Annotated in this window: 9 protein-coding genes; all 9 read right to left on the bottom strand. The window is 62.3% G+C overall.

Features of this window, described 5'->3' with window-relative positions; all coding sequences use genetic code 11:
• The coding region (locus KTQ37_RS08010; protein ID WP_218629989.1) for a hypothetical protein at positions 1–2345 on the bottom strand (2345 nt) is incomplete at its 3' end.
• Positions 2346–2949: 604 nt separating this feature from the next.
• Complete coding sequence (gene gyrB, locus KTQ37_RS08015; RefSeq protein WP_218629990.1) at positions 2950–5400, bottom strand: DNA topoisomerase (ATP-hydrolyzing) subunit B; 2451 nt, start codon at positions 5398–5400, stop codon at positions 2950–2952.
• Positions 5401–5482: 82 nt separating this feature from the next.
• A complete protein-coding gene (locus KTQ37_RS08020) occupies positions 5483–5920 on the bottom strand; it encodes a VOC family protein (RefSeq protein WP_218629991.1) in 438 nt (145 codons plus the stop codon).
• Positions 5917–6978 (bottom strand): DNA replication/repair protein RecF, encoded by a 1062-nt coding sequence (gene recF, locus KTQ37_RS08025; RefSeq protein ID WP_218629992.1) that lies wholly within the window; start codon positions 6976–6978, stop codon positions 5917–5919. Before recF ends, KTQ37_RS08020 begins: the two co-directional genes overlap by 4 nt.
• A gap of 46 nt (positions 6979–7024) precedes the next feature.
• Entirely contained in the window at positions 7025–8143 is a 1119-nt protein-coding gene (gene dnaN / locus KTQ37_RS08030; protein WP_218629993.1) for a DNA polymerase III subunit beta, read from the bottom strand.
• A 114-nt stretch (positions 8144–8257) separates the two neighbouring features.
• A complete protein-coding gene (dnaA, locus tag KTQ37_RS08035; protein WP_218629994.1) occupies positions 8258–9631 on the bottom strand; it encodes a chromosomal replication initiator protein DnaA in 1374 nt (457 codons plus the stop codon).
• 477 nt (positions 9632–10108) lie between these two features.
• Positions 10109–10375 carry a 30S ribosomal protein S20 gene (rpsT, locus tag KTQ37_RS08040; protein WP_218629995.1) on the bottom strand — a complete coding sequence of 89 codons (267 nt, stop codon included), beginning with the start codon at positions 10373–10375 and terminating at the stop codon, positions 10109–10111.
• A 164-nt stretch (positions 10376–10539) separates the two neighbouring features.
• Positions 10540–11316, bottom strand: coding sequence for an enoyl-CoA hydratase (locus tag KTQ37_RS08045; protein ID WP_218629996.1), 777 nt, complete (start codon positions 11314–11316; stop codon positions 10540–10542).
• 83 nt (positions 11317–11399) lie between these two features.
• A complete protein-coding gene (gene mutM / locus KTQ37_RS08050) occupies positions 11400–12245 on the bottom strand; it encodes a bifunctional DNA-formamidopyrimidine glycosylase/DNA-(apurinic or apyrimidinic site) lyase (RefSeq protein WP_218629997.1) in 846 nt (281 codons plus the stop codon).
• Between the last annotated feature and the right edge of the window lie 51 nt (positions 12246–12296).

The raw sequence follows: 12296 nt of genomic DNA on the forward strand, positions 1-12296 counted from the left end.
TCATCCGAAAGACCGTCGCCGGTGATATCCGTGTATTTCGTCCCAGAGATGTCGAACTTCTCGAAGTTCGCGAAGTCCAGACCCGTCTGGTCCGCGCCAGACGTCCCGGTGATCACATGCGTCGCAGACGTATCCGTGATCGTCCCGACCTGGCCGACCGTCTGAACATAGCCGCTCGGCGTGATCTCTTTGATCTCCTTGCCCGCAACCGTGTAGTCCAGATCCAGGAACGTCCAGAACCCTTCATCATCGATCACGCCGTCGCCATCGAGATCGTCCGTCGTCCCATTCGCCGTCACGACCGAGTAGCCGTCGTCATTCAGCCCGTTGCCGTTGACGTCGATGAAGATCGTCACGCCGCCAAGACCCGTGTCGTCATCCGAAAGACCGTCGCCGGTGATATCCGTGTATTTCGTCCCAGAGATGTCGAACTTCTCGAAGTTCGCGAAGTCGCTTGCCTCACCACCTTCATCGCCGAAAGTCTCGCCGCCCACGACGGTGACGGCGTGCCACGGAGTGGTCGTTGGCATCCAATTTCCGTCAGGGCCATCCATGTCCTCGATGACGAAATAGTCACCGACCATCACATCGCCGAAATAGTAGACACCCGAGCCGTTGGTTACCGTCGTCGCAACCGGCGTGCCGGTGCTTAGGGCCGCAGAAATCTCGGCTTCGCTCAGACCGCCGCTATTGTCGGTATCGATCGTGTCGTCGAACAGATAGATCGTCCAACCCGCGATGGGCGTATCCGTGCCGCCCGCACCGTCGCCGGCCACATCGTTGTATTTTTCACCGGTGATGTTTCCGGTCGGCTCGTAGTTTCCGAAATCGAACCCATCGAGGGTTTTGTTCAGATCGTTCTTAACCGGGTCGTAGACGTAGCCGAGCGGCCCGAGCTCTTCCGAGCCGGTATCCAGCGACGGGTCGAGCACAGACGCGCCGCCGGAGCCCTGCTCCCACCCGTCCTGCATGACCTCCACGATGATGAACTGGGCATCAGCAACATGCCCGCCGTTATTTGGAATCTGCGCATCAAGGAAGAAGTTCAGCTCGAACTCGCCGAATTCATTCGTGAAATCGGTCGCATAGGCGCCGAGCTCATACTCGTTTTGATCAAGCAGACCATCGCGATCAAGGTCGATATAGGCGCGGATTTCCCAGCCGCTCATCACCTCTTCGCCGTCATCCTGCACGCCATCGGAATCGATATCATTGAACTTGATGCCGACGACCTCGACGAATTGACGAACCGACCATTCTTCGAAACCGGAATTGTTGGTCCAGTCCGCGACAAGTTCGCCGTCAACTACATAGTCGTCCTGGTCGCCGAACTTGGAATAGAGCGTGACATAGGTGCCGTCGTTCAGATCAAAGTTCGCCTCCTCGAAACTCGAGAGCGGCACATACATGATCATGTCCGAAACACCGGAGCCCGCCTGCAGCGTGTAGTCGAGCGCGATCCAGTTATCGACCAGGATCTCGCCGTTCGCATCCAGTTCATCGAGCGACCAGACCAGTTCATAATCGGAAAGGTCGACCAAGCCCGGGTCGCCCGAGGGGACCTGTTCGTTCGAGAGATAGATCTGGACTTCGTCGAGCGAGAGATAGCTGGTCGCCCCTGAATCCGGCTCGTTGATATCAAGACGGAATTCAAGGTACTGAACGGCGTTACCCTCATCGTCGTAAAGCGTTACGACCGGGATATCGCCGTAGAACAGATCGCGCGTGAAATTCGGGCTGCTATTCTCGTCGTAATCAAGGGGCCGATCGGAGGTATTGTACCCTTCCTCCACCGGATCGTTGGTGCTGATCCGAACAAACGGATTGATCAGGCCAGTACCGGCGCCCGCCGCGTCGTTTGAGAAGAGGGCGCCATCAAGCTCGACGGTCGTGGGCGCAGGCCCCGTGAGATCGACATCAGCCCCCGCATCATCCCCGATGCCGTCCGTGAATGTCGCATAGGCGGTGTCGGAGCCGCTCGACGCGCTGACAAGGAAGCGCTCCCCCGCACTATCGTCCGGGTTCACGTACCATGACGTCACGACCGTTCCGTTTGCCAGACCGTCAAGGTCTCCGTCGCCGCCGTCGGTAACCGTCCAGCTATCATGGCCATCGCCGCCGAGGTCGATAACGACGTCGTCCGCGGTGCCCAGCACACCGTCCTCACCGGCGTCGCTGACATGCTCAACCTCGAAGGTGACACTGGCGCCGTCCTCAAGACCAGAGGCGGTGAAGAAGGCGGTCGATCCCGGCGCGTAATCATCTTTGTCGGTACTGACTGCCAAACCATCGTCAAGGATCTGGTCGTCTGACAGAATGACGTCGTTGTTATCTTCCAGTGCCATGTCTAGCCCCCACAAAATCAATTTCAAACGCATGCGATCGAAATGCGCGGCGGGCGCTCGGCCGGCCGCATCCAATCATCCTGATCGCTCTAGGAAGCCGGCCCATTCGCCGGTCGGCCCCGCCAAAACTCCATCAATACCGGCGACAGGCGCCGATGGTGCTCAGGTCGTGCTGTCTGACATGCCTCGTGGAGTTCGCTTGCTCACCCATGGAAACTCTGGATGCGACTACGAACTGCGTTGTTTCATTATTGGCTTCAATAATTCACGCCCTACGAACTTGTTCGGGCACGGTAGCAAGAAAGTTACGCAAACACTCCGTGTGCGTTTAATAGAATATGGCGAAAGTGTGGCTTTGGTGCGGCAAATTGTCAATTACGTAAAGGAAGCCATTGCCTCAGCCGGAGATTGTATCCGGGAGAGTGACAGCGCCGACAACGCGTAAGCACGGCGCCCAAACGACGCGAATCCCTCGGAATCGAGGAGGCAAGCCACATTGTGTGTATTTTGGCAACAATCAGCCCCCGGCGATTTGCGGCACCGAATGCCTCACCCCGAGATCGATTCGCCTTAGTGCAGGATCGCGTGCAATCCGACGGACACCTCAGAAGTCGAGGTGCTCCACGCTCAGCGCATTTTGCTGGATGAACTCGCGGCGCGGCTCGACAACGTCACCCATCAACTTGGTGAAGATGTCGTCGGCCTCGGCCACATCCTCGATGCGCACCTGCAACAGCGTGCGCGCCGAGGGATCGAGCGTGGTTTCCCACAGCTGCTCGGGGTTCATCTCGCCCAGACCCTTGTAGCGCTGCAAGGTCAGGCCCTTCTCGCCCTCTTGCAGGATCGCCGCCAGCAAGTCGAGCGGGCCGTTGATCAGCTGCTCGCGCTCCTTGCGGATCAGCGTCGCGGGGGTGCCGTAGGTGTCGCGCAGATCTTGCGTATATTGCCCCAGACGCCGCGACTCGGCGGCGCGCAAGACATGGCCGTCAAGGGTACGCACCTCTTCGACACCGCGCAGGATGCGGCTCAGGCGCAGGCCGTGATCCTGCGTCGGGCGGCCTTGCCAGCCGCGCTCATATTCCAGCGCTACCAGATCAAGGCGCCGCGCGACGCTATCGGCCACCGCCTGCGCATCGGCATCCATCGCCCCGGGCAGCATCGCCCCGGCAATCGCTGCCTGCTCAAGGATGTTGCGCGGGTAATGCGTCGGGAAGGTCGCGAGGATACGCTTGATCACGCGAGCCTCCTCGACCACGCGCAGCAGATCCTGACCGGTGATTTCCTCGCCGCTGCCAAGGCGCAGCATCGCGCCTTCGACGCCCTGATGCACCAGGAAGTCATCCAGCGCCGCCTGGTCCTTGAGATAGACCTCGGACTTGCCGCGCGCGACTTTGTAAAGCGGCGGCTGCGCGATGTAGAGATAACCGTGCTCGATCAGCTCGGGCATCTGGCGGAAGAAGAAGGTCAGCAGCAGCGTACGGATGTGGGCGCCGTCCACGTCGGCATCGGTCATGATGACGATCTTGTGGTAGCGCAGCTTGTCGATGTTGAACTCGTCGCGGCCAATGCCGGTGCCAAGCGCGGTGATCAGCGTGCCGATCTGGTCAGACGACAGCATCCGGTCAAAGCGCGCGCGCTCGACGTTCAGAATCTTGCCACGCAGCGGCAGCACCGCCTGGTTCTTGCGCTCGCGCCCCTGCTTGGCCGAACCGCCGGCCGAGTCACCCTCGACCAGGAAGACTTCGGACAGGGCGGGGTCTTTCTCCTGGCAGTCGGCCAGCTTGCCGGGCAGCGAGGCCACGTCCATCGCGGTCTTGCGCCGCGTCAGCTCGCGCGCCTTGCGGGCCGCCTCGCGCGCAAGGGCCGCCTCGACGATCTTGCCGACGATCTGCTTGGCCTCGCCGGGATGTTCCTCGAACCACTCGCTGAGCTTCTCGTTCACCAGATTCTCAACCGCGGGACGCACCTCGGAGGAGACCAGCTTATCCTTGGTCTGGCTGGAGAATTTCGGGTCCGGCACCTTGACCGACAGCACGCAGGTCAGGCCTTCGCGCGCGTCGTCACCGGTAAAATCGACCTTCTCGCGCTTGGCGATGCCGCTGTCTTGGGCATATTTCGTGATGGTGCGCGTCAGCGCGCCGCGGAAGCCCGCAAGGTGCGTGCCGCCATCGCGCTGCGGGATGTTGTTGGTGAAGGGCAGCACGGTTTCGTGGTAGCTGTCGTTCCACCACATCGCCACTTCGACGCCGATCCCGCGCACCTCGCCGACCATATAGATCGGCTCGGGCATGACGGCGGCTTTCGACCGGTCGAGGTATTTCACAAACTCGCGCACGCCACCTTCGTAATGCAACTCGGTACGCAGAGCGTCGGCGGGCCGGTCGTCTTCAAGAATGATCCGCACGCCCGAGTTCAGGAAGGCCAGCTCGCGCAGGCGGGTTTCGAGCGTCTTGAACACATAGTCGAGGTTCGAGAACGTGCCCTCGGGGTCGTTGATCTTGGACGAGGCCATGAAGCGCACCTCGGTGCCCTTCTCGCCGGGCGCATCGCCCACTTCGCGCACATGCTCAACGCATTCGCCCTTTTCGAAACGGGCGTAATATTCCTTGTCGTTGCGCCAGACGCGCAGTTCGAGCCAATCCGAGAGCGCGTTCACAACCGACACGCCCACGCCATGCAGACCGCCCGAGACCTTGTAGGCGTTGCCGCCCTCATCGGTGTTGTTGAACTTACCGCCCGCATGCAGCTGCGTCATGATGACCTCGGCCGCCGAGACACCCTCTTCGGCATGGATATCGACCGGAATCCCGCGCCCGTTGTCGCGCACCGAGACCGAGCTGTCGGCGTGAATCTTCACCGCAACGTAGTTGGCATGGCCCGCCAGAGCCTCGTCGATGCCGTTATCGACGACCTCGTAGACCATGTGATGCAGGCCCGAGCCATCGTCGGTATCGCCGATATACATGCCCGGCCGTTTGCGCACCGCTTCCAGGCCCTTGAGAACCTTGATGGAATCGGCGCCGTATTCGGCCTTGTTCTTGGTGTTCTCGGTCATGCCCGCCCATCCTCAATATCACCGGCGATTTATAGTGGGTCGGCGGGGGAATGTCACGTCCAAGACACAAGATTTGGTGGGCTTATGACGCAGGCGGAATGCTGAGCGCCCCATCGGCAGAGAGCGCCCAGAACGGGTTCATCGCCAATTCCCAGACATGGCCGTCGGGATCGGTGAAATAGCCCGAGTATCCGCCCCAGAAGACCTTTTCAGGCGCCTTCAGCGCCGTAGCCCCCGCCGCCAGCGCGGCAGCAAAAGCGGCATCCACCTCGGCCTCGGTATCGAAGTTCTGTGCCAGCGTCATCGCGCCGGTGCCAAGCGCGGCGCCCGGCCGCCCCTGATCGGCCGCCAGATCCGCGCGCCCGAAGAGGCCCAGGGCCATCCCGGAAAGCTGGAAAAAGACCACGCTATCGAGCGCCTGAACCGGGCGCCAGCCAAGCGCCTCGTAAAACGCCCGCGCCCGCGGGATGTCAGCCACGCCGAGGGTGATCAGGGTGACGCGCTGCTTGGGATAACTCATAGTGCGCTCCTTTCGTTGACCTGCGAGACACCTTCGTGCTCGACGACCTCGTAATAGCGCCCACGCGGCCCGAGGCTGTCGTAAAGCTCGGCCCCCGTCCCGGTCATCACGACCTGCGCGGGCAGGGTGCAGATCTCGTCATAAAGCGCCGCGCGCCGTCCCGCATCAAGATGCGCGGCCACCTCATCAAGCAGCACCACGACCGGCTCCCCCGCCAGCGCGCGGGCATTCGCCAGCACGAGCGAAATCAACAGCGCCTTTTGCTCTCCGGTCGAGCAGAGTGCGGCGGGCACGTCCTTCTCGGCATAGATCGCCTCAAGATCGACGCGGTGCGGTCCTTCGAGCGTCCGCCCCGCCGCCATGTCGCGCCGCCGCCCCTCGGCCAGCGCGGCGGCCAGATCCTCGGGGCCGCCATTGACGATGGCCAGATGCGCGGCGGGAAAGGCGGTTGCCGCGCCATCCTGCGCCGCTGAAATGCGGGCCAGTGCCTCGGCACGATTGGCGGCGATCAGCGCGGCGGCCTCGGCCATCTGGCCCTCCAGCGCGTGATACCAGCGCTGATCGCTGACCTGATCCTTGAGCAGCCGGTTACGCTCGCGCATGGCCTTCTCATAGGCCAGAACCGCCTCGGCATGGGCGGGCACGAAGGACAGGGTGATCCGATCGAGAAACCGTCGCCGTCCCTCGGCCCCCTCGATCCACAGCCGGTCCATCGCGGGCACCAGCCAGAGCACCCGCAGGATGCGCCCAAGCGCTACCTGAGGCGCCGCCTTGCCATCGATCAACACCTCGCGCGAGGCGCCGGGCAGGGCCGTGGTTTCGATCTCGTGCAACTCGGTCTCGGCGCGGATCTTCCAGCCCACCGCCTCGGCGCGGCGCATCAACTCTTCGGCCGAGGCCCGCCGCAACCCGCGGCCGGGGCTGAGCAAGGAAATCGCCTCAAGGATATTGGTCTTGCCCGCGCCATTCGGCCCGTAGATCGCCACCGGCCGCCCGTCGAACGCCAGATGCGAACGCCGATGCGAGCGGAACTGCAATAGAGTCAGCTCCCTCAGCATCGGCGCCCTTTCACTGCATTGGATCGCAGACCGGAACCGGCCCCGATCACACGCGCATCGGCATCACGACATAGACCGCCGAGGTGTCGTTGCCCTCGCGCATCAGCGTCGGATCGCCGGAAGAGTTGAACATGAAGACGGCGTTCTCGCGGTCCACCTGGCTTGCGATTTCAAGCAGATACTTGGCGTTGAAGCCAATTTCGAGCCGCTCGTCGCCATAGGCCACGGCCAGTTCTTCCTCGGCCGCACCCGCATCGGGGGCGTTGACCGACAGCACCAGCCGGTCTTCGTCGAGGCTGAGCTTGACGGCGCGCGAACGCTCGGACGAGACGGTCGCCACGCGGTCCACGGCCTTGGCAAATTCCGAGGCATCGACCTCAAGCCGGCGGGTGTTACCCATCGGAATGACGCGCGTGTAATCAGGGAAGGTGCCGTCGATGACTTTCGAGGTCAACGTGATCACCGGGGTGGCAAAGCGCACCTTGGTTTCGGAAACCGAAACCGCGATGGCGGTTTCGTCGTCATCCAGAAGCTTGCGCAGCTCGTTCACCGTTTTGCGCGGCACGATTACGCCGGGCATCCCCTGCGCACCATCGGGCAGGGGCGCATCGATCCGCGCCAGCCGGTGGCCATCGGTCGCCACGCAGCGCAGCGCCGGGCCATCTTCGCCCGTCGCGACATGCATATAGACGCCGTTGAGGTAATAGCGCGTCTCTTCGGTCGAGATCGCGAATTTCGACTTGTCGAAGAGGCGCCGCAGCACGCCCGCCTTGGCCGAGAAATTCGCCGTATATTCCGACGAGGCCATGACCGGGAAATCTTCCTTGGGCAGCGTGGCGAGGTTGAAACTCGACCGCCCCGCCTGGATCGTCAGCCGCCCCGCCGCCGCATCATCGGTCAGCGAGATAAGCGCGCCATCGGGCAGTTTGCGCACAATCTCATGCAGCATGACCGCCGAAACGGTGGTGGCGCCAGCGCGTTCAACCTGCGCGGGGGCCTTGTCGACCACCTCGATATCAAGGTCGGTGGCGCGGAACGATACCGTGCTGCCTTCCGCCTCGATCAGCACATTCGCGAGGATCGGAATCGTGTTGCGGCGCTCGACGACCGACTGAGCCTGAGCCACCGCCTTCAGAAGCGCGGCACGTTCGATGCTGAATTTCATTTCCATCCCCCACGGCAGACCGGAACGGAAAGGTAACATCTCTCCGCTCAGGCTCAAGATTTTTCAGGACATTCGGCCGCTTTGGCGCGGGCGTCAAGGGCTCGGCGTGTCGCGTCAGCTTTCCAGAAGCCGACGCAGCAGCGCGATATCCTCGGCCAGTTGCCGATCGCCGTCCTTCAATTCCTCGATCTTGCGGATGCCATGCATGATCGTGGTGTGGTCACGGCCACCGAAACGACGCCCGATCTCGGGCAGGCTGCGGGTGGTCAGCTGCTTGGACAGATACATCGCCACCTGACGCGGACGCGCGATGGTGCGCACGCGCTTGGGCCCGATCATATCGGACAGGCGGACGTTGTAATGCTCGGCCACCTTGCGCTGGATCTCCTCGATCGAAACCTTGCGATCCGAGGCGCGCAGGATGTCGGTCAGGCATTCCTGCGCCAGATCCAGCGTGATCTCGCGCCCGACCAGCGAGGCGAAGGCGAAGAGACGGGTCAGCGCGCCTTCCAGCACTCGAACGTTGGTCGTGATGCGATGCGCGAGGAACTCCAGCACGCCCGAGGCCAGCTTGAGGCCCGGATACTGGGCGCGGTAGGCCTCGGTCTTGGTCTGAAGGATGCCAAGGCGCAGCTCATAGTCGGTCGGGTGCAGATCGACCACGAGGCCGCACTGCAGACGCGATTTGATACGCTCTTCGAGATCCTTGATTTCTCCCGGCGCGCGGTCGGCCGAGATGACGATCTGCTTGCCCTGATCGACAAGCGCGTTGAACGTGTGGAAGAATTCTTCCTGCGTGCTGTCCTTGCCGGCGATGAATTGCACGTCATCGACCATCAGCACATCGACCGAGCGGAACAGCTCCTTGAAGTCCATGATCTGACGCTCACGCAGGGCCTGCACGAAGCGATACATAAACTGTTCGGCCGAGAGATAGAGCACGCGCAGGTCGGGGCGGCGGATCTGCAGCTCATGCGCGATGGCATGCATCAGGTGGGTCTTACCAAGACCCACGCCGCCATAGAGGAACAGCGGGTTGAAGGTAACCGGACCGCCCTCGGCCACGCGGCGCGCGGCGGCATGGGCCAGCTCGTTCGGTTTGCCGACAACGAAACTGTCGAAGGTGAAGCGCGCATCAAGCGGCGCGCCGGGAAGCTCGGCGCCATCGACCGGGCGCGCAACACGGGCGCGCGCCGGAGCCGGGGCCACGGCGGGTTTTGAGATTTCGGCTGCGGGAATCGCACGCAGGGCAGGCACACGGATGTCGATCCGCTCGGCCGCGACACCGGCCGCGCGCAGCTCGCGCAGAATCGGTTCGGCGAAATTGCGCGACACCCAGTCACGCATGAATTTGGTCGGTGCTTCGAAGGCCGCGATGCCTTCGGACATCTCGATCAGCCGAAGCGGCGCGATCCAGGTCGAGTAGTTGTTCTTGCCAACGCTCTTGAGAAGCTCATCACACACCCGCCCCCAGGTCTCGTCCGTCATTTTCTTGCCTATTCAAAACACACACGGTCAGCCGCATCCGCATCCCCTGGCATTGCTGGCCTTAACCCCGCGTGAGTGGAGCGCGCAGCCAGCGATTGGGACACAGAAAACCGGCCCGGGAATCCCGAGTCAGGCAGTATCTGCCGATGGCGAGGGCGCAGAGCCCTCAGGAATCGGATTCGCATCATTCGAGGCCAGGAGACCCGGCTGTTTTTACTTGTCGTGGCAGACGTTTATGCCTGCTCCAGTCCCGAAAAGATGCGTCATGTCCCCCAAGGCGACGTGAATCGCAAGTAGACGCTAGCGCGGCGCGGAGCCCCCACGCAACCGATCTTCACTCTTGACGCAGGATTCGTGTCACCGAATCTGCGCCAGTTGGTCAAACCTGCAACACCTCATTTTAAACATTTGAAAAACAACAAAAAATAAAAGGCGCCCGATTGGGCGCCTTTGGCAACAGTCTGTTTCAGCGGACAATCAGACCGCGAGAGCTTTCACGCGCGCAGCAAGGCGCGAGATCTTGCGCGACACGGTATTCTTGTGCAGCACGCCCTTGGTCACGCCACGGGCCAGTTCCGGCTGAGCGGCACGCAGAGCAGCAACGGCAGCTTCGGCATTGCCCGAAGCGATCGCTTCTTCGACCTTGCGCACATAGGTGCGGATGCGCGAACGGCGAGCTTTGTTGATGTCGTTGCGGCGCTCGTTCTGGCGGGCGCGTTTCTTGGACTGGGGCGTATTGGCCATGTGTTTTTCCGACTTTCCGGGTCTGTTACAATTTCGATTGCGCAACAAAGCCCGGTCGTCCCAGCGAACCGGTTGATTCTAGCCTGAGCGGGCTCCACGCGCATGTGAGGCGGCCTCATAAACGAGAATCGCCAAAAAGAAAAGCCCCGAAGGGGGCCTTTCGCTTATTTGTCGCGGAACTGCGGCTGGCGCTTTTCGAGGAAGGCCGACATCCCTTCCTTCTGATCCTCGGTCGAGAACAGCGAGAAGAAGATCCGGCGTTCGAAATGCACGCCCTCTTGCAGCGTGGTCTCGTAGGAGCGATTGACGCATTCCTTGACGACCATCGAGGTCAGCACCGACTTCTCGGCGACCTTCTGGGCCACGGCCATTGCTTCCTGCATCAGCTTGGCGGCGGGTACGACGCGGCTCACCAGACCCGAGCGCTCGGCCTCGGCGGCATCCATGAAGCGGCCGGTCAGGTGCATGTCCATCGACTTCGACTTGCCGACAAAGCGCGTCAGGCGTTGCGTGCCCCCGATCCCGGCGACGACGCCCAGGTTGATCTCGGGCTGGCCGAACTTGGCGTTGTCGGCGCAGATGATGAAGTCGCACATCATCGCCAACTCGCAACCGCCGCCAAGAGCATAGCCCGCGACCGCCGCGATGATCGGCTTGCGCGTGCGCAGGATGCTGTCGGAATTGTCGGAGAAGTAGTTCTGGGTATACATGTCGACAAAAGACTTGTCGGCCATTTCCTTGATGTCAGCACCGGCCGCAAAGGCCTTCTCGGAGCCGGTAATGACGATGCAGCGCACCTTTTCATTGGCGTCCGCCGCCTTCAGCGCCTCGGCCAACTCTCCCAGCAGGATCGAGTTCAGCGCGTTCAGGGCTTCGGGGCGATTCAACCGGATCAGGGCGACATAGTCTTCGATCTCGACGATCAGGGTCTGGTAGGCCATGTGGCGTTGCCTTTCCTTGTGATGGCAGGAGTCCTATCAGGACCGCCGCGATTATCAAGCCTGACTTCGCGGATGCAGCATCACTAGCGCTGGCAGCTGGGGCAGAAGAAGCTCGAGCGCCCCGACTGCACGATGCGCCGGATGGGCGTGGCGCAGGTGATGCAGGGTTCGTCCTCGCGGTCGTAAACGCGGAAGCTGTGTTGGAAATAGCCCAGCTCGCCATCAGCCTGGCGGTGGTCGCGCAGGCTCGATCCGCCCGCCTCGATCGCCTCGGCCAGAACCTCGCGAATGATCGGCACAAGGCCCGCTACCCGCCTTGCAGCGATCTTGCCGGCCTGGCGGCGTGGGTCGATGCCCGCGCGAAACAGCACTTCGGAGACGTAGATATTGCCCAAGCCCGCCACCACGCGCTGATCGAGCAGCGCGGCCTTGATCGGTGTCGCGCGGCCTTTCAGGCGCGCCACAAGGTAGTCTTCGTGGAAATCGTTGCCGAAGGGTTCGGGGCCAAGGCCCGCAAGCAGCCAGTAGGCCTCTTCGCGGTCGGTACGCACCAGATCCATCGCACCAAAGCGCCGCGCGTCATTGAAGGTCACCCGTGCGCCGCCCTCCATGTGCAGAACGACGTGATCATGCTTTTGCGGCGCGGGATGGTCGAGGTGAAAGCCCCCCAGCATCACGCCCGACACCAGCATCCGCCCCGACATGCCCAGATGGATCAGCAGGCTCTCGCCCCGGTCCAGATCGGCCAGGATATATTTCGAGCGCCGCCGCAACTGCACCACGCGCGCACCGGTCAGCCGCCCGGCCATGTTCTCGGGCAGGGGCCAGCGCAGATCGGGGCGATTAACCTCGGCCTGCACGATCAGCCGCCCCTCCATCGCAGGCAAAAGGCCGCGCCGGACGGTTTCTACCTCGGGCAGTTCGGGCATCGTTGCTCCTGTCGCATTGTCATGGCCGCTGGGGTCCCTATAAGAAGGGGG

The sequence above is a fragment of the Sedimentimonas flavescens genome, from assembly GCF_019264375.1.
Classification (GTDB): Bacteria; Pseudomonadota; Alphaproteobacteria; order Rhodobacterales; family Rhodobacteraceae; genus Rhodobacter; species Rhodobacter flavescens.